23 protein-coding genes are annotated in these 23,135 nt (G+C 56.1%); 13 read left to right on the top strand and 10 right to left on the bottom strand.

Annotation, left to right across the window (positions count from 1 at the left end):
• Nucleotides 1–3: 3 nt before the first annotated feature.
• The 6 genes from metK to ACFDAU_RS09010 all read right to left on the bottom strand — a co-directional run bounded on the left by metK (nucleotide 4) and on the right by ACFDAU_RS09010 (nucleotide 7,713).
• Nucleotides 4–1,182 (bottom strand): methionine adenosyltransferase, encoded by a 1,179-nt coding sequence (gene metK / locus ACFDAU_RS09035; RefSeq protein ID WP_413436607.1) that lies wholly within the window; start codon nucleotides 1,180–1,182, stop codon nucleotides 4–6.
• 195 nt (nucleotides 1,183–1,377) lie between these two features.
• Nucleotides 1,378–2,514, bottom strand: a complete 1,137-nt coding sequence (locus ACFDAU_RS09030; RefSeq protein ID WP_413439528.1) for a methyltransferase — start codon at nucleotides 2,512–2,514, stop codon at nucleotides 1,378–1,380.
• A 31-nt stretch (nucleotides 2,515–2,545) separates the two neighbouring features.
• Complete coding sequence (locus ACFDAU_RS09025; protein ID WP_413436606.1) at nucleotides 2,546–3,592, bottom strand: EamA family transporter; 1,047 nt, start codon at nucleotides 3,590–3,592, stop codon at nucleotides 2,546–2,548.
• A gap of 71 nt (nucleotides 3,593–3,663) precedes the next feature.
• A complete protein-coding gene (locus ACFDAU_RS09020; RefSeq protein ID WP_413436605.1) occupies nucleotides 3,664–4,611 on the bottom strand; it encodes a hypothetical protein in 948 nt (315 codons plus the stop codon).
• A 209-nt stretch (nucleotides 4,612–4,820) separates the two neighbouring features.
• Nucleotides 4,821–6,035, bottom strand: coding sequence for an NAD(P)/FAD-dependent oxidoreductase (locus ACFDAU_RS09015; protein WP_413436604.1), 1,215 nt, complete (start codon nucleotides 6,033–6,035; stop codon nucleotides 4,821–4,823).
• Between the two features lie 100 nt (nucleotides 6,036–6,135).
• A complete protein-coding gene (locus ACFDAU_RS09010) occupies nucleotides 6,136–7,713 on the bottom strand; it encodes a peptide chain release factor 3 (protein WP_413436603.1) in 1,578 nt (525 codons plus the stop codon).
• Between the two features lie 155 nt (nucleotides 7,714–7,868).
• Here ACFDAU_RS09010 and ACFDAU_RS09005 point away from each other — a divergent pair, with 155 nt between their 5' ends.
• Nucleotides 7,869–8,369, top strand: a complete 501-nt coding sequence (locus ACFDAU_RS09005; RefSeq protein WP_413436602.1) for a low molecular weight protein-tyrosine-phosphatase — start codon at nucleotides 7,869–7,871, stop codon at nucleotides 8,367–8,369.
• 199 nt (nucleotides 8,370–8,568) lie between these two features.
• Here the strand turns inward: ACFDAU_RS09005 and ACFDAU_RS09000 are convergent, their stop codons facing one another.
• Nucleotides 8,569–11,316 carry an Rne/Rng family ribonuclease gene (locus tag ACFDAU_RS09000; protein ID WP_413436601.1) on the bottom strand — a complete coding sequence of 916 codons (2,748 nt, stop codon included), beginning with the start codon at nucleotides 11,314–11,316 and terminating at the stop codon, nucleotides 8,569–8,571.
• Between the two features lie 426 nt (nucleotides 11,317–11,742).
• On the opposite strand from ACFDAU_RS09000, the gene ACFDAU_RS08995 reads away from it, so the two are divergent.
• The 8 genes from ACFDAU_RS08995 to ACFDAU_RS08960 are packed head-to-tail and all read left to right on the top strand — an operon-like array spanning nucleotide 11,743 to nucleotide 16,316.
• Nucleotides 11,743–12,699 carry an RluA family pseudouridine synthase gene (locus ACFDAU_RS08995; protein ID WP_413436600.1) on the top strand — a complete coding sequence of 319 codons (957 nt, stop codon included), beginning with the start codon at nucleotides 11,743–11,745 and terminating at the stop codon, nucleotides 12,697–12,699.
• Entirely contained in the window at nucleotides 12,696–13,355 is a 660-nt protein-coding gene (locus ACFDAU_RS08990; protein ID WP_413436599.1) for an HAD-IA family hydrolase, read from the top strand. Before ACFDAU_RS08995 ends, ACFDAU_RS08990 begins: the two co-directional genes overlap by 4 nt.
• Entirely contained in the window at nucleotides 13,334–13,693 is a 360-nt protein-coding gene (locus tag ACFDAU_RS08985; RefSeq protein ID WP_413436598.1) for a Rieske (2Fe-2S) protein, read from the top strand. The genes ACFDAU_RS08990 and ACFDAU_RS08985 overlap by 22 nt, the downstream gene beginning before the upstream one ends.
• Nucleotides 13,686–14,633 carry a S49 family peptidase gene (locus ACFDAU_RS08980; protein ID WP_413436597.1) on the top strand — a complete coding sequence of 316 codons (948 nt, stop codon included), beginning with the start codon at nucleotides 13,686–13,688 and terminating at the stop codon, nucleotides 14,631–14,633. Before ACFDAU_RS08985 ends, ACFDAU_RS08980 begins: the two co-directional genes overlap by 8 nt.
• A gap of 59 nt (nucleotides 14,634–14,692) precedes the next feature.
• The gene (locus tag ACFDAU_RS08975) at nucleotides 14,693–14,902 is read left to right on the top strand and encodes a hypothetical protein (protein WP_413436596.1); all 210 of its coding nucleotides are present in this window, start codon (nucleotides 14,693–14,695) and stop codon (nucleotides 14,900–14,902) included.
• 42 nt (nucleotides 14,903–14,944) lie between these two features.
• The gene (locus ACFDAU_RS08970) at nucleotides 14,945–15,508 is read left to right on the top strand and encodes an RNA polymerase sigma factor (protein WP_413436595.1); all 564 of its coding nucleotides are present in this window, start codon (nucleotides 14,945–14,947) and stop codon (nucleotides 15,506–15,508) included.
• Nucleotides 15,505–15,888 (top strand): DUF3619 family protein, encoded by a 384-nt coding sequence (locus tag ACFDAU_RS08965; protein ID WP_413436594.1) that lies wholly within the window; start codon nucleotides 15,505–15,507, stop codon nucleotides 15,886–15,888. Before ACFDAU_RS08970 ends, ACFDAU_RS08965 begins: the two co-directional genes overlap by 4 nt.
• Nucleotides 15,861–16,316 carry a DUF3106 domain-containing protein gene (locus tag ACFDAU_RS08960; RefSeq protein WP_413436593.1) on the top strand — a complete coding sequence of 152 codons (456 nt, stop codon included), beginning with the start codon at nucleotides 15,861–15,863 and terminating at the stop codon, nucleotides 16,314–16,316. The genes ACFDAU_RS08965 and ACFDAU_RS08960 overlap by 28 nt, the downstream gene beginning before the upstream one ends.
• 15 nt (nucleotides 16,317–16,331) lie before the next feature.
• Here the strand turns inward: ACFDAU_RS08960 and ACFDAU_RS08955 are convergent, their stop codons facing one another.
• Genes ACFDAU_RS08955 through ACFDAU_RS08945 form a run of 3 tightly spaced genes read right to left on the bottom strand, consistent with a single transcriptional unit; the run spans nucleotide 16,332 to nucleotide 20,250 of the window.
• Nucleotides 16,332–16,934 (bottom strand): Maf family nucleotide pyrophosphatase, encoded by a 603-nt coding sequence (locus tag ACFDAU_RS08955; RefSeq protein WP_413436592.1) that lies wholly within the window; start codon nucleotides 16,932–16,934, stop codon nucleotides 16,332–16,334.
• A 10-nt stretch (nucleotides 16,935–16,944) separates the two neighbouring features.
• Nucleotides 16,945–18,801, bottom strand: a complete 1,857-nt coding sequence (gene oadA / locus ACFDAU_RS08950; RefSeq protein ID WP_413436591.1) for a sodium-extruding oxaloacetate decarboxylase subunit alpha — start codon at nucleotides 18,799–18,801, stop codon at nucleotides 16,945–16,947.
• Nucleotides 18,802–18,831: 30 nt separating this feature from the next.
• On the bottom strand, nucleotides 18,832–20,250 hold the full coding sequence (locus tag ACFDAU_RS08945) for an acetyl-CoA carboxylase biotin carboxylase subunit (RefSeq protein WP_413436590.1): 1,419 nt from the start codon (nucleotides 20,248–20,250) through the stop codon (nucleotides 18,832–18,834).
• Here ACFDAU_RS08945 and ACFDAU_RS08940 point away from each other — a divergent pair.
• From ACFDAU_RS08940 to ACFDAU_RS08925, 4 genes are all read left to right on the top strand, one after another.
• Complete coding sequence (locus tag ACFDAU_RS08940) at nucleotides 20,137–20,817, top strand: YceD family protein (protein ID WP_413436589.1); 681 nt, start codon at nucleotides 20,137–20,139, stop codon at nucleotides 20,815–20,817. The genes ACFDAU_RS08945 and ACFDAU_RS08940 overlap by 114 nt on opposite strands.
• A gap of 13 nt (nucleotides 20,818–20,830) precedes the next feature.
• Nucleotides 20,831–21,010, top strand: coding sequence for a 50S ribosomal protein L32 (gene rpmF, locus ACFDAU_RS08935; protein WP_124705856.1), 180 nt, complete (start codon nucleotides 20,831–20,833; stop codon nucleotides 21,008–21,010).
• A 118-nt stretch (nucleotides 21,011–21,128) separates the two neighbouring features.
• Nucleotides 21,129–22,148 (top strand): phosphate acyltransferase PlsX, encoded by a 1,020-nt coding sequence (gene plsX, locus ACFDAU_RS08930; protein ID WP_413436588.1) that lies wholly within the window; start codon nucleotides 21,129–21,131, stop codon nucleotides 22,146–22,148.
• A complete protein-coding gene (locus tag ACFDAU_RS08925; RefSeq protein WP_413436587.1) occupies nucleotides 22,149–23,111 on the top strand; it encodes a beta-ketoacyl-ACP synthase III in 963 nt (320 codons plus the stop codon).
• Nucleotides 23,112–23,135 lie beyond the last annotated feature (24 nt).

Below are 23,135 nucleotides of genomic sequence, written 5' to 3'. Positions count from 1 at the left end.
TCATCACACATCAAACAAAGCCAATTTCTCCGCCTGATCAGTGCGTTCCCAGGTGAACTCCGGCTCGGGCCTTCCGAAATGCCCATAGGCCGCAGTCTGCCGGTAGATGGGCCGGCGTAAATCGAGGCTGTCGATGATGCCGCGCGGGGTGAGCTCAAAACTGTTGCGCACCATGCGTTCCAGCTTTTCATCGGGCACGGCGCCGGTGCCATAGGTTTCAATCAGCAGGGAGACCGGCTCAGCTACGCCGATGGCATACGCCAACTGTACCAGACAGCGCCTGGCGTAGCCTGCCGCGACGAGGTTTTTGGCGATGTAACGGGCCATGTATGCTGCCGAGCGATCGACCTTGGTCGGGTCTTTGCCTGAAAATGCGCCACCGCCGTGAGGGCAGGAACCGCCATAGGTATCGACAATGATTTTGCGGCCAGTGAGGCCGGTGTCGCCATTGGGGCCGCCTATTTCGAACGGGCCGGCGGGATTGACCCACAGCTTGAAACTTGGTGAGCGCAGTTCCATCGGCACCAGCGGATCGATGATTTCGCGCGTAATTTCCTGCGTGACCCAGGCAGGGTCGAGATCGCGCTCGATCTGCGTGGAAATGACGACGTTCTCGATACCCGTCACGCGCTGGCCTTCATAGGCGACGGTCACCTGGCTTTTTGCATCGGGACGCAACCAGGGCAGGGCTCCGGATTTGCGTAGTTCGGCTTGCTGCTTCACCAGACGATGGGCGAGCCAGATCGGGTAGGGCATCAGGTCGGGGGTTTCGTCGCAGGCATAACCGAACATCAGTCCCTGGTCGCCCGCGCCGATGTCGCCACCCGCCAGCGTGATGCCTTTATGAATCTGGATCGACTGGTGATTGAAGCGCACCTGCACTTCGCAGGTATTGGGATCGATGCCGGTTTCAGCATCGCGATAGCCGATGTCGCGCAGCACCTGGCGGGCGATTTCTTCGGCGCGATTTTGAATCTCGCTGAACAGTTCCTTGCGGACGGTTTTGAATTCGCCGGCAATCACCAGCAGGTTATCGGCCACGAAGGTTTCACAGGCCACTTTGGCCTCGGGTTCTTCGGCCAGGAAGGCATCCAGTATGGCGTCCGAAATCTGATCGGCGATCTTGTCTGGATGGCCTTCAGCAACGGATTCGGAGGTAAACAGATGGCGCCGGTTGTTCATGTTGATTTCCTTTGGTTGCGTATTAATCGTGAAAAAAGTCTTTTGCCACAGAGGGCACAGAGAACACAGAGGTAATGAAGGTCGCAGGGATGGGCAATTCGTTGTTTAACATTCAAAAATCAACTGGAACTTGCTTCATCTCTGTGCTTTTCTGAGTCCCCTGTGGCGAGCCTTCAGTTTTGTGAATCCCGGCGTTCAACGAACTGCGAGGCGCCACAGTGACGTCAGCTCAGCCGCGCGCGCCGCATGCAGCGGGTCGGTTTCGTCGGCGCTGCGGGGATGGGTCGGTTTCACATTCGTGCGCCCCAAGACCTTCAAGCCGGCCGCATCGATCATCGCCAGCAAGGCTACCCGCGAGCGTAATCCCAGATGTTCGGCCAGGTCCGACAATATCAACCAGCCTTCGCCTTCCGGCTCCAGATGCGCGGCCAAGCCATCCAGAAAACCCCGCAGCATGCGGCTGTCCGGGTCGTAAATCGCATGTTCGATCGGCGAGTTTGCGCGTGCGGGCAGCCATGGCGGGTTGCAGAGGATGAGCGGCGCGCGTCCTTCCGGAAAAAGATTTGCCTGAACAATGTCCACCTGTCCCTTCAGTCCGAGCCGGTCGATATTCTCACGCGCGCAGGCCAATGCGCGCGGGTCCTGATCCGTGGCGACGATGTGTTTGACGCCTCTGCGCGCCAGCAGCGCAGCCAGCACACCTGTTCCCGTGCCAATGTCGAAAGCCAGTTCCAGTGACGGCAAGGCGGCCTTGGCTACCAGCTCGATGTACTCGCCCCGCACCGGGGAAAACACAGCGTAGTGGGGGTGAATGCGGCCGCCGAGCGCGGGGATTTCAACGCCTTTTTTGCGCCACTCATGGGCACCGATCATGCCGAGCAACTCGCGCAGCGACACCACCGAGGGCACCTCGCCCGCACCATACGCCTCGGTGCAGGCTTGCCGCACATCGGGTGCGCGGCGCAACGGAATGCTGTAATCAGCATCCAGCGGCAGCAACAGCATACCCAGTGTGCGGGCACGATGGGACTGGAACTGGCGATGGAAATTGAATGCCTCGGTTGGCGACGTAGCGGGCTTGCGCGGTTTACGGTCGATGCGGCGCGCCATGGCCTGCTGCAGCTGGCGCGCATTCTGGAAATCCCCGCGCCACAGCAGCGCGGTGCCCTCGCTGGCCAGGCGGTAGGCGACATCCGCCGACATCTGGTCATCGGCGACGACCACGCGCCTGGGTGGCGCTGTGCCGCTTTCCGAACGCCAGCGGGCGGATTGCTGCGCATCGGCTTCTGTCCAGTTCACCACCGGATTGTCATTCACGCTGTTTTCGTTCATTGCCGTTTGCGGTCCCTGTTTGCTCATGTGCTTAATGGCGGTGACGGTGATGCATATCCGGAAAATGATGATGGCTATGCGTAATGGGTGCATGCACATGTTCGTGGGTATGTGCTTCGTGGCCGTCCCAGGGAAAATCGTGGGGATGCTGATGGTGTTCGTCGTGAGTGTGGCGATGCGCATGCTGCATCGGTTCATGAGTATGGCTATGCTCGTGGCGCTCGCTAAAGTGTAGCCACACGCCGATACCCATCAACACTGTGGCAGGCCAGAACAGCGCGCCCGGCGTTTCGCCCAGCAAAGGCAGCGCCAAGGCTGCTCCAGCGAACGGTGCGATCGAAAAATAAGCTGCGGTGCGCGCGCTGCCCAGATTGCGCAAAGCCAATACGAACAACACCAGGCTGATGCCGTAGCCAAATAAACCCAGTACGCCCGCGGCGGCGATGACACCAGCTGTCGGTAATTGCCCCCCGATAGCAATGCCCAGAGACAGATTGGTGATGCCGGCGGCCAGTCCTTTGATCATGGCGATCTGGGAGGCATCGCTGGCCGAAATCTTGCGCGTCAGATTGTTGTCGATTGCCCAGAACAGGCAAGCACCGATGATTGCCAGTACCCCCCACGCCACGCCGAATATGGGCACCTGCTGCCATGACAGGAGTGCGCCAGCCGTCACGATCAGCAGCATGCCGAGAGCAATGCGCCGGTCGAAGTTCTCGTGGAACACAAACCAGGCCAGCAACGCTGTGAGCACGCCTTCCAGATTCAACAGCAAGGAAGCGGTCGAGCCCTGGGTGAATTGCAATCCCCACATCAACAGGGCCGGCGCGAGGATGCCCCCTGCCAGTACTGCGCCAGCCAGCCAGGGGAAGTCTTGCCGAAGCAGGGGAGTGGCGTCGGCCGGTTTGCCAGACAATCGGCGCAACCCGCGCCATGTCGCCAGCCCCAGTCCGCTACCCAGATAAAGCAGGCCGGCCAGAATCAGCGGAGAAGTGGCGCCTGTCAGTGCTTTGGCCATGGGCGTGCTGATGCCGAATAAAATGGCGGCGGCCAATGCCTGGATGATGCCTTTATGCATGGTGATTCTCAGTGTTCGAAATTTGGCGATCGGTTAGCTGGTTCTAGCGTACTACTGACCTGCCATGATTACTAACGTTGCTCGCCATCGGCTTTAAAAAACTCTTTCATTAAGAAATCCTCCAGTCCCGCCGTGTCTTTCTTGCGTGCCGACAGCACGACCACACGGTTGAGGCGCTGCGATTCCCAATTAAAATCGCCTTGGTAATACTGGCGTATCACTTCGATCATCCTGCGGACGATGGCGCGTTCTATATCGCCGTTGAGCCCGGCGTCGACATTAATGACCTGCTTTTGAAAATTGCTGGAGTCGGTGGTCCAGCCGCGGAAAGAGAACTGGGCAGTGCGCACGCCCATGCTGAGAATCTGGAATACGCCGTTGGCGCCGCCCGCCGGCCGCAGATTGCGCTCGATATTGGCCGATCTGATTTCATCCGGAGTCGGGGTGTGGCTGGTGCCGGATTCTGCATTGGCCTGCTCGGCAGCCTCACGACGCGCCCGGACAGCATTGATATAACTTGCCATATCGGTAGGAGGCGCAGTAGATGGCGCTGTGGTGTCCGGCACGGGGGGCACGGCATGGGTGTCCAGCGCTGATTTTGGCGCTGTCATGACAGGTGTAGGCACGGTCTCGTGGCGAGGGCTGACACGGGCGTGTGGCTTGGGTTTGCTGATGTGCTGCCTGGGTTGGGGCCTGGGTCGCACAATGGGTTTTTTAGTTGGTGGCACAGGCTCAGGATTTGAATGTCCCGGAACGATTTTGGTACTCTCACGGGGCGATAACTGCACTACCAGCGGCCCTTGCATGTTTTTATCGGAAGGCGACTCGATCCGCACATGCTCCTGCTTTAATGCAAACAGCAGTATCGCGTGCAAGAGCAGGGATGCAATGACAGCAATCAGCGTGTTGCGGCTGATGTGAATTTCCCAGTATCGCGCTCTGGGAGGTGGAATTTCCCATGCGAATACCAGCCCTCCAGCCTGATCTGAAGGCGAGTTTTCCTGGGGTTTTGCACTCACTGGTTTACTGCTCAATTCCTGCCACCAATTGCACTGCGGGTAAAAACAGCCTGTGAACTAGCCTGGATGTATTGTCGTTGCGATGCATGCACGCGTGAGCGCTTTGGAGCGCATTCAAATTATTGTCGAGAGTTGACCGGCCGAATTGGTTCAGAGCCTTTTTCGCCGTCATGGTTCCGTGGCGAAAAAAGCGATAGCCAAGCGTCCGGTTATGCATATTGCCCCGCCACCCAGCCAGACGACCATGCCCACTGGAAATTATAGCCGCCCAGCCAACCCGTTACATCGACCACCTCGCCGATGAAATAGAGCCCCGATATGGTTTTGGTTTCCATGGTTTTGGATGACAGGGCATTGGTATCCACACCACCCAGCGTGACTTCGGCTTTGGCGTAACCGAGTGTACCGGCAGGCATGAGTGTCCAGCTTTTCAGTGTTGAAATCATGCTATCAAGATCGCGCCTGGAATGCTCTGCCAACGGTTTGGTCCAGTTGTGCAGCGCACACCATTCCTGGGCAAAGCGTTTGGGTAAATGTTCGGCAAGCAGGCTGGCGAGCGTGATCTTGCTGTGGCGGTGTGGTGCGATCCAGTCGGCGGCATTTACGCCGGGCAGAAGGTCGATGACGATGGGCAGTTTTTTTCCGCCGCCGTATTCCTGCATCTGCCAGTAGCTGGAAACTTGCAGGATCGCCGGCCCTGATAGACCGCGATGGGTAATCAGCATGCTCTCACGGAATTCGCCGGGCTGATTTTCACAATGAGTGGCAACATCCAGCGATGCGCCGGCCAGTGCCTCCAATGGCGCAAGCGTTTCCGGGGCCAATGCCAGTGGCACCAGTGCAGGTTTGGGTGCGATGACCGGCAGCTTGAATTGCTCTGCTACCTTGTAGCCGAACGGCGTGGCGCCCAGTTTTGGTATCGCCAGTCCGCCGCTGGCGATCACCAGCGACTGGCAGCGCAACGTGCTGTGATCCGTCACGAGTTCAAAACGCAGGCCGTTGTCGTCAATTCGTTCGATGCTGTGCACGCTGTACGGCTGCGCCCATTGCACACCACCGGCGTCGCATTCGGCGCGCAGCATATCGATAATCTGGCGCGCGGAATCATCGCAGAACAGTTGCCCCAGCGTTTTCTCGTGATAGGCGATGCGGTAGCGTTGCACCAGCTTGATGAAGTCGAACTGCGAATAGCGGGCGAGGGCAGAGCGCGCGAAATGCGGATTCTGCGACAGGAAGTTTTCTGCGCTGATGTTGCGATTGGTGAAATTGCAGCGCCCGCCGCCGGAAATGCGGATGCGCTCGCCAATTTTGGCGGCATGATCGATCAGCAGCACGCGCCGGCCGCGCTGCCCGGCCTGGGCGGCACACATCATGCCCGCCGCACCGGCGCCGATGACGATGACGTCGTAATCCGTGGGATTCATCAGGGAAGATATTTAGCCACGGAGGACAGCGAGTCCACACAGGAAAACCGGACATACGCTCTCTGTGCCCTCGGTGTCCTGCGTGGCTGGATGTTGAAGTTCAATAGATTTCCCGTGTTTCCAGGAATCTGACGTCCGGGAAGCGTTCCTGCGTCATGGTCAGGTTGACCCGGTTGGGCGCCAGGTAAACGTACTGATTTGCGCCGTCCAGGGCGACGTTGAAACCGTATTTATCCACCAGTTGCTTGAGGTCGGCTTCGGAGCCGCGCAGCCAGCGGGCGGTGGCGTATTCGCAGCCTTCGAACAGTACGTCCACGCCGTATTCGAATTCCAGCCGATGCGCCACCACGTCGAATTGCAGGGTGCCGACCGCGCCCAGAATCAGGTCATTGGAGGAAATCGGCCGAAACAATTGCGTGGCGCCTTCTTCAGCGAGCTGCTGCAAGCCTTTCTGCAGCTGCTTCATTTTCAGCGGATTTTTGATGCGTGCCTTGCGGAAAAACTCTGGCGCGAACGAGGGTATCCCGGTGAACTTGAGGTTTTCGGTTTCGCTGAAAGTATCACCCAGGCGGATGGTGCCGTGGTTGGGAATGCCGATGATGTCGCCGGCATACGCCTCATCCGCAGTATTGCGATCTTGCGCCATGAAGGTGATGGCATTGTTCACCGCCATGAACTTGCCGCTGGAGACTTGCTTGATTTTCATGCCGCGGTCGAAGCGTCCGGAGCACACGCGCAGAAACGCGATGCGGTCGCGGTGCTTGGGGTCCATATTGGCCTGGATCTTGAACACGAAGCCGGAAAACTTGGGCTCGCTGGGTTGTACCAGACGGGTTTCAGTGGCGCGCGGTTGAGGCGGCGGCGACAAGTCTACGATCGCGTCAAGCATCATCTGCACGCCGAAATTGTTGACTGCCGAACCGAACAGCACCGGGGTCTGTTTGCCGGCGTGATAGGCGGCTGAATCGAAGGTGTGCGATGCACCGCGTACCAGTTCCACTTCCATGCGCAGCTCCTCGGACTGGTCGCGGCCGATGAACTCATCCAGGCGCGGGTTGTCCAGACCTTTGATGATCTCGCTGGTGCCCTTGTCGGCATGCGGATCGAATACCAGTACCGTGTCGTCGTAGAGGTGATAGACGCCGCGGAAACGTTTGCCCATGCTGATTGGCCAGGTCATCGGAGCGCATTGCATGCCCAGTACCGATTCGATTTCGTCGAGCAGTTCGATGGGTGGGCGACCCTCGCGGTCGAGCTTGTTGATGAAGGTGATGATGGGCGTGTCGTGCATACGGCACACGTTGAGCAACTTGATGGTCTGCGCTTCGACACCGTTGACCGAGTCGATCACCATCACCGCCGAGTCCACGGCGGTGAGCGTGCGGTAGGTATCTTCGGAAAAATCCTCGTGGCCGGGCGTGTCCAGCAGATTGATGATGTGTTCCCGGTAGGGGAACTGCATGACCGAGGAGGTGACTGAAATGCCGCGCTGTTTTTCCAGTTCCATCCAGTCCGAAGTGGCGTGGCGGCTGGCTTTACGCGCGCGCACTTCGCCCGCGACCTGGATCGCGCCGCCGAACCACAGCAGTTTTTCGGTCAGCGTGGTTTTACCTGCGTCCGGGTGGGAAATAATGGCAAAGGTGCGTCGACGCTGGATTTCGGAGTCAAAGATGGTCATTTTCGGTAACAAAGGAGATGCCGGCTAACCCGGCATTATACAAGAGCGGCCTTGATGATTCCGCATATGGATTGCTGAAATGAGCGGACTGAATTTTTATTGAGAGGCGCAGTACAATGCAACAATCAAACTACGTAACAAGAACCCGAAAATATATGAATGCGAGCAACCCAACATCGGTACTTTTTGTCTGTATGGGCAATATCTGTCGTTCACCCATGGCGGAAGGCGCTTTCGCTAAAACCGTACAAAGCGCTGGACTGGAGACGCAAATTTTGATTGATTCAGCGGGTACCCACGATTATCACGTGGGTGATGCGCCGGATCTTCGTGCCCAGCGCACTGCGCTAAGCCACGGTTATGATATCAGTGGGTTGCGTGGCCGGCAGGTGCAGGATAGCGATTTCGAGCGCTTCGACTATATCCTGGCGATGGATAAACAGAATCTGAACAACCTCACGCGGCGTGCCAATGCCAGGCACCACCACAAAATTCGATTGCTATTGAGTTTCAGCAGGCGTTTCCCCAATCTGGATGTGCCCGATCCCTACTATGGCGGGCAACAGGGGTTTGATCAGACGCTGGATATGGTCGAGGATGCCGCCCAAGGGTTGCTCAAAGCAATCATGGAGAGACAGGGCGCCCAGTCAGCCTGACGTGGATTAGGCATGAACTTTGGCAGGAACTGACAGGCACTTGCCGGAGGTGCTTTCGAGTGGGTGTGTAGTCTCAAGGTAACTGCCGAGTCTCAGCGCTTTCTGCGGGACGCGAAAGCGGGAGGGAAGAACCAAAAAAAACAGGAGATGACCAAAATCGGCCATCTCCTGTTTTAGTATTGACTACCTTGCTGCTTATTTATTGCCGTGTTTCTATCTGTTGCAGAGGCGCTTCCTGAGCAGGCTGTTGCTGCATTGAGGCGCGTCTTGGCGGGCGCATCTTGGGAGCCGGATTGCCCGATTCATTGGCACTTTCCGCAGTAGCCGTGACGGAATTCTTCGTTTCCACCTGCATCAGTTCCACCGGTATGTCAGCAACCGTTGCCAGCGGCTCACGACGCCTGCGCGGCGCTTGTTGTGGAGCTTCGGTGACGCTTGCTTCCGCCGGTTTGGGCTGCGTTTCAACCTGTTGCAGTTGGGCCGCAGCAGGCGAAGGAGCGAGCATTTCACTGAGTAGCTTTTCCACCGGCATGGTGGCTTTTACTATCTCTGCTTTGGGTACTACAGGAGTGGTTGCAGGAGCCACGGAAACGGTGCCGGTTTCCATCAGTGCCGGGCTGGCAGGCTCGGCAGGCGCAGTGATGCTCGTGCTCTGAGGGGGTGTTATGGTGGCAGGAACCGGCTCGCTGCGAGGCGTCACGACCGGCTGCGCCATCATCGTTTCAGCACTTGTTGGAGCTTCAGCGCTGTCGGTCTGGGTGCTAACCGTGCCGGCCGCTGGAGCAGCCTGATCCTGTTCCGGGCGACGCTCGCGTCGTCCGCCACGACGACCGCGACGGCTGCGGGTTTCACCATTCCCGGTTTCAGGTGTTGCAGTCCCTTGAGGCGGGGTAGCGGTTTCGGCAACGACATTTGCAGCCGCTTCCTCGCCGGCGGGTTTCGGCGTACGCGGCTGTTGCTGGCGAGGTTTGCGGGTTTGCTCGGGCTTTTGAGCGCTGTCTGCCGGTGTGGCGGGCCGTTCGGCTGCCTGACGTTCCGGACGCGGCGTGCGTTCGGGACGCGGTGGGCGTTCAGTACGTTCGGCACGGGGAGCGCGTTCCTGTACTTCGACGGCGGGGCGTTGCGGGCGCTCGGTGCGTTCACCGCGCTGACGGCCACGTCCGCGCGTTTCGCGTGGCTCGCGCACGGGTTCGGCGGGTTGCTGGGCTACGACGGGCTGAGACGGTTTTTCTTCACCGATGCGCTGCAGCCATCCGAAAATGCGCCCTATCAGGCCGGATTTGGATTCGGCCTGAATATTAACCTGGGGTGCGGCTTTTTGTTCAATGATAGGAGCCGGTTGCGCCGGTGTGATGCCGCGCACAGCAGGAACTTGTGGCGCAGGCTTGTTTTCCTTGCGCGTTTCAGAGGGCGAAACGTCTTCAATGGCATCTGCCAGTTTATAGCTGGGGATAGTGATGTCGTGCTGGTTGAGCTCGTCATGACGCAGACGTGTGATCTTGTAATGCGGCGTCACCAAGTGAATATTGGGGATCAACAGCACATTGACCTTGAGCCGGGATTCGATGGCGAAGATGTCGGAGCGCTTCTCGTTGAGCAGGAAAGTTGCCACATCTACCGGAATCTGAGCATGAATTGCGCCGGTGTTTTCCTTCATCGCATCTTCCTGGATGATGCGCAGAATATGCAGGGCGGTGGATTCAATGCCGCGGATGAAGCCGGTACCGCTGCAACGCGGGCAAGGCTGGTGGCTGGATTCGCCCAGCGACGGCTGCAGACGCTGGCGTGACAGTTCCATCAGGCCGAATTTGGAAATCTTGCCGAATTGCACGCGCGCACGATCATAGTGCAGCGAGTCACGCAATCGGTTTTCCACCTCACGCTGGTTGCGCTGGTTTTCCATGTCGATGAAATCGATCACGATCAGCCCCCCCAGGTCGCGCAAGCGCAATTGGCGGGCAACTTCCTCAGCGGCTTCCAGGTTGGTGTTATAGGCAGTCTGTTCGATATCCGTGCCGCGCGTGGAGCGCGCCGAGTTGACGTCCACCGACACCAGCGCTTCGGTGTGGTCGATCACGATGGCGCCGCCGGAAGGCAGGGTCACTTCGCGCGAGTAGGCGGACTCGATCTGGTGTTCGATCTGGAAGCGCGAGAACAGCGGCACGTCGTCCTTGTACAGTTTGACCTTGTGCACGTTGCCCGGCATGACGTGGCTCATGAACTGCTGTGCCTGCTCGAATACTTCTTCAGTATCGATCAGGATTTCGCCAATGTCAGGCTGGAAATAGTCGCGGATGGCGCGAATCACCAGGCTGCTTTCCTGGTAAATCAGGAAAGCGCCTTTCTGGCTGTTGGCAGCGGAATCGATGGCGTTCCAGAGTTGCAGCAGATAGTTCAGGTCCCACTGCAGTTCTTCCACACCGCGTCCGATACCGGCGGTGCGGGCAATGATGCTCATGCCGGACGGGATTTCCAGTTGCGCCATCACATCGCGAAGTTCGTTGCGCTCTTCACCCTCGATGCGGCGCGATACGCCACCGCCACGGGGATTATTGGGCATCAGTACCAGATAGCGTCCAGCCAGGCTGATGTAGGTCGTGAGGGCTGCGCCTTTATTGCCGCGTTCGTCCTTTTCCACCTGGACGATGATTTCCTGGCCTTCGCGCAGCACATCCTGAATGCGCGCACGTGCCACATCGGCGACGTTGTTCACGAAGCAGGCGCGAGAGACTTCCTTGAATGGCAAAAAGCCGTGACGATCAGCACCGTAATCGATAAAGGCCGCCTCGAGGCTGGGCTCGACACGGGTGACAATGCCCTTGTAGATGTTGCTTTTGCGTTGTTCCTTGCTGGCTGATTCAATATCGAGGTCTACGAGTTTTTGACCATCGACAATGGCGACACGGAGTTCCTCGGCCTGTGTCGCATTAAATAACATGCGTTTCATGATGTTTGTTCTCCCGCGCGCGATAGACACGGGACGACAAACCGCCGCGCGGTCTGCGCGGTGTGCGGCACGGGTGATTTAGTCTGGAATTTCAGTCATTTGGACAACCAGGTTAGTCGGGCGTGGCGGTTTATCGTTAGGCAGATGAATCGCTCATCTGCTGGAAATCTAAGGGTGCGTTTCGCGCGCTTATGCTTTACCATCGCTACTTTTTAATGCGGCGTCCATGCGCCTCTTGGCGTCTCTGAACGGCTTCGGGTCTCTAAACATGGCGGTGCAAACTAAAGCAGGCGCGATGTGTCGGGACATGCATCCGGTGAGCGAAATTAACCGGCTAATTTTGCCTCTGGACGCAGGTTATTCCGTCATTTGCCAGATAAATCCAGCCTGGAAAACGTCACAGATTGCGACAGTAGTATATGCAAAATGAATGATTTACGCAAAGAATCTGTCACATACCTCAAAGTTGACGAATCTGGAGCCGGGCAGCGTGTAGACAACTTTCTGGCGCGCCACCTGAAGGGGGTTCCCAAAAGTCACCTGTACCGTATTTTGCGGAGCGGTGAGGTAAGGGTGAACAAGGGAAGGGTGGATGCCGCGCGCAAACTGGAACTGGGGGATGAGATTCGTATTCCGCCCATCCGCGTAGCAGCACCGCAAATTGTTCGGCCGACAGTTTTGCCTAAAGGCGGTATTCGTCTGGTCGAACGCATCCTTTACCATCATGAGGGTCTGCTGGTGCTCGACAAGCCAGCGGGCATGGCAGTGCATGGCGGCAGCGGTGTCAGTCTGGGGGTGATCGAGCAATTGCGGCTGGAAATGCCGGAGCAGCGCTTTCTCGAACTTGCCCATCGCCTGGACCGGGAAACCTCGGGTGTGCTGATGCTGGCGACCAAGCGCAGTGCATTGGTGGCTCTGCACGACATGATGCGCGCCAATCAGATGGACAAGCGTTATTTTGCCCTGGTTCTCGGACGCTGGAGCGATGCGCTGCGTCATATCAAACAGCCGTTACACAAATATCTCAATGCCGAGGGCGAGCGGCGCGTACTGGCAAGTGCGAATGGGCAGTCTGCGCATACCGTGTTTCGGCTGCAGCGTAACTGGGCGGACTTCAGTCTGCTGGAAGCCGAACTGAAAACCGGGCGCACACATCAAATCCGGGTGCATCTGGCCCACGCCGGCTTTCCGATTGCCGGAGATGATAAATACGGGGATTTCCCGCGCAACAAGGTGCTCGCCAAGACCGGGCTCAAGCGCATGTTTTTGCATGCGCACCGGGTCAGTATCAAACATCCCCTCAGCGGCGAGATGTTGGTCCTGGAAGCGCCACTTCCCGCTGAGCTGAGCAATTTTCTGGCACAACTAGACCGTGAAGCATGAATACAAGACGTTTTGATTTGCTGATATTCGACTGGGATGGCACGCTGATGGATTCAACCGGGGCCATTGCCGAGTCGATCCAGCTCGCCTGTGCCGACTTGGGACTGCGTGTACCGCAGACTGACGAGGCCCGGCAAATTATCGGCCTGGGGCTGGCTGAGGCGCTCCAAACCCTGTTGCCGGATCTGGCACCTTCTGACTATCCGCGTCTGGTGGAGCGTTATCGGCACCATTTTCTCGGGCAGGATCACGCCTTGCCACTATTTGCAGGCGTGGCGGAAACCATTGCCGCGTTGCATGCGGCGGATTATTGGCTGGCGGTAGCGACCGGAAAAAGCCGTAAGGGGTTGGAGCGCGCTTTTGATCAAAGCGGTTTGCGCAAGTTTTTTCATGCTTCGCGCTGTGCGGATGAAGGCTATTCCAAGCCGCACCCCGGCATGGTGCTGGAGTTGATGGATTGCTGTGGTGTCGACGCAGAGCGGACGTTGATGATTGGGGATACCAGCCATGATTTGCAAATGGCGATCAACGCCGGGGTGGCGAGCGTAGGGGTGGCTTATGGTGCGCATTCGGTAGCGTCCCTGCAAGCGTGTCAGCCGCTGTATATTGCCGAAGATTTCAAAGGTTTGGTGGCATGGCTGGACAACAACGCCTGATTTGCGCCAGCTCGGCATTGACCGATGCCGGACAAGGCATCCGGTTTGAGCTGCAATATCTGGGTCAGGCAACCCCTGCTTTTGCGATCCGCTATCGAGGCCGGGTGTATGCATATCTCAATCGCTGTGCCCATATTCCTGTCGAGCTGGACTGGCAGGAAGGGGCGTTTTTTGATCTCTCCGGGTTATACTTGCTATGTTCTACACACGGTGCAATGTATTCGCCGGAAACAGGGCAATGCATGGGTGGACGTTGCGCCGGCAAAGGGCTGGTTGCGATTGCTGTGCAGGAATATGACGGTCATGTCTATTTAATTGAGGAAACAAATCATGTCTGAACCGGAAAAGACCGGGAACTGGGAGCGCGAGGTGCTGGAAAAATTGGCGCTCGCTGCCGTCAAGGAACAGCGTACAGCACGTCACTGGAGCATATTTTTCAAGCTGCTGGGGTTTTCCTTTTTATTCATTCTGCTGTTTCTGGGATTGGGCTGGATAGGTGATCGCGGTATCCCCATCCCCGGCAAGCATACTGCGGTGGTAGAACTGACGGGCACCATCGCTGCAGACCAGACCAGCGCCGACCAGATCACCAAGGGACTGGAAGCAGCCTTTGAGGACGTCAACACTAAGGGCGTCATTCTGCGCATTAACAGCCCAGGAGGGAGTCCTGTACAGGCGGGACAGATTTATGACGATATCAAACGACTGCGTGCAAAATATCCCAATATTCCGCTGTATGCTGTGGTCGACGATATCTGCGCTTCAGGCGCCTATTATGTTGCAGCCGCTGCAGACAAAATCTATGTGGACAAGGCCAGTATTGTCGGGTCCATCGGTGTGCTGATGGATGGTTTCGGCTTTACCGGCACGATGCAGAAGCTGGGGGTGGAACGCCGCTTGCTGACTGCAGGCGCAAACAAGGGCTTTCTTGATCCGTTTTCCCCTGAAAACCCACAACAAGTCGCTTATGCCCAAGCCATGCTGGAAGAAATTCACCAGCAATTTATCAAGGCCGTGCGTGATGGGCGGGGCAGCCGCTTGAAAGAAACGCCAGATATGTTCAGCGGCCTGGTGTGGAGCGGCCAGAAAAGTATCGAGTTGGGCTTGACCGATGCGCTGGGCAGTACTGACTATGTTGCACGCAACGTAATCAAGGCCAAGGATATCGTTGATTTTACACCGCAGGAAGGCTTTGCCAATCGTTTCGCCAAGCGCTTTGGCGTGGCCATGGGCAAGAGCATGAATCCCCTGGCATGGTCGGGTAGTGTATTGCGTTGATACCCCGCGATGTCTATCAGCCGATTGCATGTGTCCAGCATGAGCGGCTGGAATTTGCTGTGCTGCGACGGATTCCTTTATGGCTCCGCTACCTGGCGGAGGATGGCCGGGTGCATGAAGCTTTGGTCATGCCGCTGGACGTGCAAACCCGGCAATCAGGTGAATGGTTAATGTTGCGTTACGCTGACGGCAGTACCGGTGAATTGCGGCTTGACCAGCTCCAGCATTTTGAGGAGCGCCCGTCTGCGGGGGTTCCGGATAACATCTGATTCAATAATCTGACTGAAATCGTAAGGCAGCATACCCTTTCCGTGTCCACTCCCGAACAACTTGCCCGTTTCCTCGCTGAAGTTGAACGCCGTGCTTATCGACATGCGGCCTATACCGTTCGCGATGATCAGGCAGCGCTGGACATCGTGCAGGATGCCATGCTCAAACTGGCGGAAAAGTATCTTGACCGGCCTGCCGAAGAGTATCCGATGCTTTTTCAGCGTATTTTGCAAAACACCATACGGGATTATTTCCGTCGCCAGAAAGTGCGCAACTTCTGGACCACGGCAATGTCTTTTGTGTTGCCTGGCCAAGACGATCATGCTGACGATGGAGATGCAATTGAACACCTGCAGCTGACTTCCGAGTCGGATGATCCAGCCAGCCAGGCCGATACAACCCAGAGATTGGCGATTATCCAGGAAGCGCTGGAAAAATTGCCGGCACGTCAACGTGAAGCCTTCCTGCTGCGTTACTGGGAAGAGATGGATACCGCAGAAACTGCGACGATCATGGGTTGTTCCGAAGGTAGCGTGAAAACGCACTGTTCACGGGCCGTCCAGGCGCTTTCCAAGTACCTGGAGAGCAAGGAAATAACGCTATGAATGAAGAAAATTTCTCAAAAAAAGTGATCCACTGGGTGGATGCAGATATCGACAATATTCGCCCTGAGGTGACCCAACGTCTGCTTCATGCACGCGAGCTTGCTGTCGCCCGTGCGCAGCAGCGTCACGCTGCCAGCTTTGGCCTCTCCGGTAACGCCCTGCATCGTGCATCATGGTTTTCTAACCACCGGACAGCCGTTGTCGGCGTGTTACTGGTGATAGTGTTGGCAGCGGTTACCGGAATATGGCAGATAGTTCCCAGACAGCAGGAAGATGATGTTTCCCAGATTGATGCAGCGTTGCTGACTGACGATCTACCTGTGCATGCGTATCTTGATAATAGCTTCGTACAATGGATCAAAAACCCTTCCGAGCAGTAGTGTTTTGCTTGCTATTGGCACTGTCGTCCGTCTGTTTTGCGGGAGGCAGGAACAATGCGACAGAATGGCGCGAGCTCACTCCCACACAGCAGCAGATTCTTGCGCCTTTGGTATCACAATGGGATGGTATGACCGTGTTGCAACGTTCCCGGTTGATTGCGGTCGCTAAACAATACCCCAAAATGACACCCGAGGCGCGCTTGCGATTTCAGAAGCGTATCAAAGCCTGGGCTTTGCTTACTCGTGAACAACGCGAAGAAGCGCGCGAAAACTATCGCAGGCTAAAGCGTTTGCCGAAAAAGCAGCGTGAAGCCATTAAACAGCGTTGGGAAGCAAAACAGCAGACCCATCTGCCGGCGGCAGAGCCGACAACACCCGCAAAGCCTGATGTGATGCCGGCTCTGGCATCGCCTATTCAGCCTTCTTGATCATCTGGCGCCAGGTTAGATGGGCGCCTGCCAGGTGAGTACATCCAGACCCTCCTGCGCCAGCATGCGTATCAGCGCAATCATCGGTAGACCGATCAGCGCATTCGGGTCTTCGCCTTCAAGTTTTTCAATCACCGCAATGCCCAGACTTTCGATGCGTGCGCTGCCAGCACAGTTGTAGGGCTGATCCTTGCGCAGATAGGCTTCAATTTGCGCATCGCTAAGTTCACGAAAATGGACCGTGGTCGGCACGGACGTGGTGTGCATGCTGCCGCTGGCGCTGTTGTAGAGGGAGAGCGCGGAATGAAACACGACGCTTTTACCGCACATCAGGCGTAATTGCGCGACTGCTTTTTCGTGAGTACCGGGTTTGCCGATCTGTTGGCCATCCACCGTAGCAACCTGATCCGAGCCAATAATGAGCGCATGTGGATAGGCCGTCTGCACGGCCTTGGCTTTGAGTTGTGACAGGCGCAACGCAGTCGCCTCGGGCGTCTCATTAAGCAGTGGCGTTTCGTCTACCTCGGGTGCAATCACTGCAAACGGTATTTGCAGACGCGACAACAACTCACGTCGATATGGCGATGTGGAGGCGAGCACCAGCGGTAATGAATTCAAGGCGGGTAACTTATTCCGGCTGGATTTCCAGAAGCGCTTGATCAGGGGTGACAGTATCTCCCTTGGTCACGTACAGGGCTATCACGGTACCTGAAATCGAAGCCTGAATTTCATTTTCCATTTTCATGGCCTCAATCACCAGTACAGGGTCGCCTGCCTTGACCTTCTGACCGGTGGAAACCATTACATCCACGATGTTGCCGGGCATTGCAGTTGTGACATGGCCAACGTGGCTGGGACGCGGACGTCCCCCGCTCGATGTTTTCTTGTTGGTTCCTGAGTCGGATTTGGGTGAGTGACTGCTGCCGCTGGAAGTGACTTCGATTTCGTTCAAGGCCTCAACCAGAACTTCCTCGGTCACACCGTCTACGGATACATAATAAGGGCGCTCTGCCTGCCCGGCGTGGCCGGTGCCAGTAAGCCGGATATGATAGGTTTCGCCGTGCAGGGTAATGCGGAATTCGTCTGCTGCCGAGCGCGTGGTGGCTGCGGCGTTTTTGGCCTCAACAGGAAGTAGTGCTTCAGCCGCCAAGGTACCCGCGTTGCGCTCTTGCAGGAACGTGCGCCCAAGATCTGGAAACATGGCATAGGTGAGTGCGTCTTCTTCCGTTCTCGACAAATCCTCGATTTCACCACGCAGTTTTTCCAGTTCGTCCGGGATCAGGTCAGCAGGACGACAGGTAATAACTTCCTGATTGCCGATGGCAAGACTGCGTACCTGCTCGTTGACTTTGCCCGGCGCCTGTCCATATCGACCTTGCAGGTAAGATTTTACTTCGTTGGTGATGGTTTTGTAGCGTCCACCAGTGAGCACATTGATAACAGCCTGGCTGCCAACGATCTGGGAAGTTGGCGTAACCAGCGGAGGGTACCCCAGATCTTCGCGTACACGCGGGATCTCCAGGAGTACCTCATCCATGCGGTCCAGCGAGCCTTGTTCCTTGAGCTGGTTGGACAGGTTGGAAATCATTCCACCCGGCACCTGGCTGATCAGCACACGCGGATCTACGCCGGTGAAAGCACTTTCAAACTGCCAGTACAGTTTGCGTACTTCGCGGAAATAAGCAGCGATCTCTTCCAGCAAGGCGAGGTTGAGGCCCGTGTCGTATTCGGTGCCAGCCAGTGCTGCAACCATGCTTTCGGTGGTGGGGTGGCTGGCGCCTTCCGAGAAAGCGGAGATGCAGGTATCAATGATGGTTGCGCCGGCTTCGACGGCTTTCAAATGCGCCATGCTGGCCAGGCCCGACGTGGCATGGCTGTGGGTATGAACCGGCAGGTGGGTTGCTTCACGTACGGCCTTGACCAGTTCGAAGGCGGCGGTGGGCGTCAGCAAGCCCGCCATGTCCTTGATTGCAATCGTGTCACAGCCGAGTTCGGCAAGACCTCTGGCCAGTTCGACAAAGTGCGGGATATTGTGCACCGGACTGGTGGTGTAGGAAATTGCACCTTCGGCGTGTTTCCCCGCCTTTTTTACGGCTTCAATCGATACTTGCATGTTGCGCAGGTCATTCATCGCATCGAATATGCGGAACACGTCCACCCCGTTGTCTGCAGACTTCTGTACAAAGGCGCGCACTACATCGTCGGCATAGTGCCGGTAACCGAGCAGATTCTGCCCGCGCAGCAACATTTGTATGGGGGTATTGGGCAACGCCTTGCGCAGTTTTTTGAGCCTTTCCCAAGGGTCTTCTCTGAGAAAACGCACGCAGGTGTCAAAAGTGGCGCCACCCCAGGCTTCCAGCGACCAGAAACCCACGCTGTCGAGTTTGGCGCAAATGGGCAGCATGTGCTCGGTGCGCATGCGGGTGGCAATGAGGGATTGGGGGCCGTCGCGCAGGACGAGATCGGAAATGAATACTTTTGGCATTGTTCAGTGCAGTCTTGTTGGTTGAACGAATTACAATCCGTTATGGGCAGCGATGGCAGCCGAAATGGCTGCTGCGATCATTTCGGGTGGCTGACGTACTGCATAGTTTATCAGTTCAGGGTGTGTATCCACGAACGAGGTGTTAAAGCGGCCGCTGCGGAAATCCGGATTCTTCAGGATTTCCAGATAATACGGAATGGTGGTTTTTACCCCGTATACCACCATGTCAGTGAGGGCGCGGCGACCGCGCTCCATTACGCTTTCCCAGTTCAAATTCCATACGGTGAGTTTGGCGCACATGGAATCATAGTATGGGGGAATGACATAGCCGCTATACATGGCGGCGTCAGTACGCACCCCAGGGCCACCCGGTGCGTAATAACGGGTTATGCGGCCAAAGCTGGGCAGAAAAGCATTTTTTGGATCTTCCGCATTGATCCGGAACTCCATGGCAAAACCGCGGTAATGTACGTCTTCCTGCTTGTACTGGAGAGGATGTCCGGCAGCGATGCGGATTTGTTCTTGTACAATATCCACCCCAGTGATGGCCTCGGTAATCGTGTGTTCAACCTGTAGCCGGGTATTCATTTCCATGAAGTAGAACTGATTGTCCGAATCCAGCAAAAACTCGACAGTACCGGCATTGGTGTACCCCACAGCCCGGGCAGCCCGTACTGCAAGTTTGCCAATATATTGACGTTGCGCTTCGGTGAGTTGGGGTGAAGGTGCGATCTCAATGAGTTTCTGGTTGCGACGCTGAATTGAGCAGTCGCGTTCGAACAGATGAATGGTATTGCCGTGCGTATCTGCCATGATCTGGACTTCAATGTGCTTGGGGTTCACCACACATTTTTCCAGAAATATTTCGGGTTTTCCGAATGCTTTGCCAGCTTCGGACACTACGCGATCATAATTTTTCAACAACTCGGCTTCTGAATCGCAGCGGCGAATGCCACGGCCGCCGCCGCCATTGGTTGCCTTGAGCATCACGGGGTAGCCAATGCTTTTGGCTAAGGTGCGGGCTTCCTCCACATTTTCCAGATTGTGATCGCTGCCGGGTATGACGGGGATGCCTGCCTTGATCATGGCCTTGCGCGCTTCGATCTTGTCGCCCATCATTCGAATCACTTCTGCCTTTGGGCCGATGAACTTGATCCCACGGCGTGCGCAGATTTCGGCAATTACCGGATTTTCAGATAAGAAGCCATAGCCGGGATGAAGTGCATCGCAACCACTCGCCACAGCAAGATTGACGATATTGTGCGCATTTAGATAACCCTGTACCGGGTCAGAGCCGATGTTGTAGGCCTTGTCGGCTTTTTTGACATGGAGCGCATGGCGGTCTGCATCTGTATAGATAGCCACGGAAGTAATATTCAATTCCGAGCATGCCCGTACGATACGAACGGCGATTTCGCCACGATTGGCTATGAGGATTTTCTTGATCACGCGGCGAAGCCTTATTTTGACAACACAAGACGAAAATTATATCATGCGCGCCTTATGTCGGAACAGACGCACATTGACTGTCTTGCGTTTGCGCGGGGCTCTGGAGTGATGGAAAGCGTCGTTGCGGTGCGTGATTTTACACGTCTATGCGAATCTCTGGCGGACAGTACTGGCGAAATTCATTATCGAATCGAAACGGGTTTAATCGTGTCGGGCCGGGCGTTCATGAAGCTGGAAGCAAGCGGCAAGCTCCAGTTGCAATGCCAGCGTTGCATGCAGGGTTTTGGTTGGCAATTGGCAGCCAGTAGCCATGTATATATAGCGCGTAATGTGGCGGAACTGGATTTGTGGGATCGTCAGGCCGAAGGCTTGGAAGAGGCGGTGCTTGCAGATGGCCAATTTGACTGGTTTGCGTGGTTGGAGGACGAGATTTTATTGACGCTTCCGGCAGTTCCAGTGCATTCCACCGAAGCGTGCCCGACAGATCAAATTGTACCGCAGGCGTGTAAGCCTAACCCTTTTGCTATGCTGGCAACTTTGAAGCAGCATCAAAAATTGAAATCTTGATTGGAGTACTAAAATGGCAGTTCAGCAGAATAAAAAATCCCCGTCCAAGCGCGGCATGCATCGCTCGCACGACTTCCTGACCAATCCGCCTCTGGCGATTGAGCCGACTACTGGCGAAGTCCATTTGCGTCATCACATCAGCCCTAACGGTTTTTATCGTGGGCGTAAAGTGGTGCGTAGCAAGGACGAATAAGTCTTCGCAGAATCCACTCTGTGCAATTTATTTGCGTCACGACGTGTGAGTTGGCTTTCCTGTTGATGTCAATATCAGCACATTCAATGTTGCAACGTTTGGACGCAATCCCCGAATCATGAGAGATGTTACCGTGGCCATCGATGCCATGGGAGGTGACCATGGCCCACATGTCACTATCCCCGCCGCATTGAAGTGCCTTGCGCGTGATCCGGAACTGAATATTGTTCTGGTAGGCCTGCAGGATGTTGTCGAGGCCGAATTGCGTATGCGGCGCGGTAAAACAAGCTCACGGCTGCGTATCCACCCCGCCACTGAAGTCGTTGCCATGGACGAGTCACCGGCTCTCGCCATGCGCAACAAAAAAGACTCTTCCATGCGCGTCGCGATTGACCTGGTTAAGAGCGGCGAGGCGAACGCCTGCGTGTCAGCCGGAAATACCGGCGCCCTCATGGCCACCGCGCGCTTTGTTCTGAAAATGCTGCCCGGTATTGAACGTCCTGCAATAGCCGCCGAAATGCCCACTGTTAAAGGCCATACTTACGTGCTGGATATGGGAGCAAACGTGGATTGCAGTGCCGAACATTTGCTGCAATTCGGCATTATGGGCGCCATGCTGGTGTCAGCACTTGAACAGAGTGAAGCACCCAGTGTGGGGCTGCTCAATGTAGGCGAAGAAGAAATCAAGGGTAACGAAATCGTCAAGCAGGCGGCAGATTTATTGCGTAGTAGTGGTTTGAATTTTTACGGTAATGTGGAAGGAAACGATATTTTCAAAGGCACAACGGATGTCGTGGTCTGCGATGGATTTGTCGGAAATATCGCCCTTAAAAGCTCTGAGGGGCTGGCAAAAATGATCGCAACCATGTTGCGGGAAGAATTCAAGCGCAACATGTTTACGCGTATGGCCGGATTCATCGCCTTGCCGGTGCTGAACGCTTTTAAAAAACGGGTTGATCCACGTCGCTACAATGGCGCCACCCTGCTTGGTTTGCGCGGCATCGTGATCAAAAGCCACGGCGGCGCCGACCGATTTGCTTTCGAGCATGCGATAGAACAGGCGGTACGCGAAGTGCGCAGTGGCGTGTTAAACCGTATCACTCAACAAATGGCCACGCTGCATAAGGAAGTCGCCTAAATGTATTCCAGGATCTCCGGTACGGGGAGCTATCTGCCGGAGCGTGTCCTTACCAATGCCGATCTGGAGAAAATGGTTGATACTTCAGATCAGTGGATAGTGGAACGTACCGGTATTCGCGAGCGCCATCTTGCCGCCGAGCATGAAACGACCAGTGACATGGCTGTCGCGGCAGCGCGTCAGGCAATCAGGGCAGCAGGGATTGATTCGGCGGAAATCGATCTGGTCATCGTCGCAACCACTACCCCGGATCTGGTATTCCCGAGTACTGCCTGCCTGGTGCAAAACAAACTGGGTATGAGCAACGGAAGCGCGGCGTTTGATGTGCAAGCCGTTTGCAGCGGCTTCGTTTATGCCTTGTCCATCGCCGACAATTTTATCCGTGCAGGCCAGGCGCGACGCGCCTTGGTCATTGGCGCCGAGACGCTGTCGCGGATCACTGACTGGAACGACCGCGGAAATTGCATACTGTGGGGGGACGGTGCGGGTGCAATCATTCTTGAAGCCAGCGAGACTCCGGGCATTATCTCCAGCCACTTGCATGCCGATGGCCGTTACAAGGATCTGCTGCACGTGAATGGTGGAGTCTCGGCAGGATATGCAGATGCCAAGCCCACTATGCAGATGCAAGGCAATGCGGTTTTCAAAATGGCTGTCAATACCCTTGACGCAATTGTGGATGAAACATTGGCTGCCAATAATTTGCAAAAATCCGACATCAATTGGCTGGTGCCGCACCAGGCCAATATTCGTATTATCCAGGCCACTGCCAAAAAGCTCGGTATGAGTATGGACAATGTTGTGGTGACGGTAGATCGCCACGGTAATACTTCGGCAGCCTCCATCCCGCTGGCACTGGATACGGCGGTGCGCGACGGACGCATCCAGGCAGGTGAAATTGTTCTGATGGAGGCTTTCGGTGGTGGTTTCACCTGGGGCTCTGTTCTTGTTAAATGGTCTTAGCTAATCAATTCAGTTATTTGATTT

Origin of the sequence: Sulfuriferula sp. GW1 (assembly GCF_047300855.1) — a bacterium.
In the GTDB taxonomy this organism is placed as follows: Bacteria; Pseudomonadota; Gammaproteobacteria; order Burkholderiales; family Sulfuriferulaceae; genus Sulfuriferula.
The sequence above is the reverse complement of the archived record's forward strand: the minus strand, read 5'-3'. Positions and strand labels throughout refer to the sequence as shown.

Coding starts and splice junctions, on each gene's coding strand:
- ACFDAU_RS08985 (WP_413436598.1), top strand. CDS start 13,334: ATGGCTGGACAACAACGCCTGATTTGCGCCAGCTCGGCATTGACCGAT.
- ACFDAU_RS08965 (WP_413436594.1), top strand. CDS start 15,505: ATGAATGAAGAAAATTTCTCAAAAAAAGTGATCCACTGGGTGGATGCA.
- ACFDAU_RS08925 (WP_413436587.1), top strand. CDS start 22,149: ATGTATTCCAGGATCTCCGGTACGGGGAGCTATCTGCCGGAGCGTGTC.
- rpmF (WP_124705856.1), top strand. CDS start 20,831: ATGGCAGTTCAGCAGAATAAAAAATCCCCGTCCAAGCGCGGCATGCAT.
- ACFDAU_RS08960 (WP_413436593.1), top strand. CDS start 15,861: ATGGATCAAAAACCCTTCCGAGCAGTAGTGTTTTGCTTGCTATTGGCA.
- ACFDAU_RS08990 (WP_413436599.1), top strand. CDS start 12,696: ATGAATACAAGACGTTTTGATTTGCTGATATTCGACTGGGATGGCACG.
- ACFDAU_RS09030 (WP_413439528.1), bottom strand. CDS start 2,514: ATGAACGAAAACAGCGTGAATGACAATCCGGTGGTGAACTGGACAGAA.
- ACFDAU_RS09005 (WP_413436602.1), top strand. CDS start 7,869: ATGAATGCGAGCAACCCAACATCGGTACTTTTTGTCTGTATGGGCAAT.
- oadA (WP_413436591.1), bottom strand. CDS start 18,801: ATGCCAAAAGTATTCATTTCCGATCTCGTCCTGCGCGACGGCCCCCAA.
- ACFDAU_RS09015 (WP_413436604.1), bottom strand. CDS start 6,035: ATGAATCCCACGGATTACGACGTCATCGTCATCGGCGCCGGTGCGGCG.
- ACFDAU_RS09010 (WP_413436603.1), bottom strand. CDS start 7,713: ATGACCATCTTTGACTCCGAAATCCAGCGTCGACGCACCTTTGCCATT.
- ACFDAU_RS09025 (WP_413436606.1), bottom strand. CDS start 3,592: ATGCATAAAGGCATCATCCAGGCATTGGCCGCCGCCATTTTATTCGGC.
- ACFDAU_RS08995 (WP_413436600.1), top strand. CDS start 11,743: ATGAATGATTTACGCAAAGAATCTGTCACATACCTCAAAGTTGACGAA.
- metK (WP_413436607.1), bottom strand. CDS start 1,182: ATGAACAACCGGCGCCATCTGTTTACCTCCGAATCCGTTGCTGAAGGC.
- ACFDAU_RS09000 (WP_413436601.1), bottom strand. CDS start 11,316: ATGAAACGCATGTTATTTAATGCGACACAGGCCGAGGAACTCCGTGTC.
- plsX (WP_413436588.1), top strand. CDS start 21,129: ATGAGAGATGTTACCGTGGCCATCGATGCCATGGGAGGTGACCATGGC.
- ACFDAU_RS08980 (WP_413436597.1), top strand. CDS start 13,686: ATGTCTGAACCGGAAAAGACCGGGAACTGGGAGCGCGAGGTGCTGGAA.
- ACFDAU_RS08940 (WP_413436589.1), top strand. CDS start 20,137: ATGGCGGTCTGCATCTGTATAGATAGCCACGGAAGTAATATTCAATTC.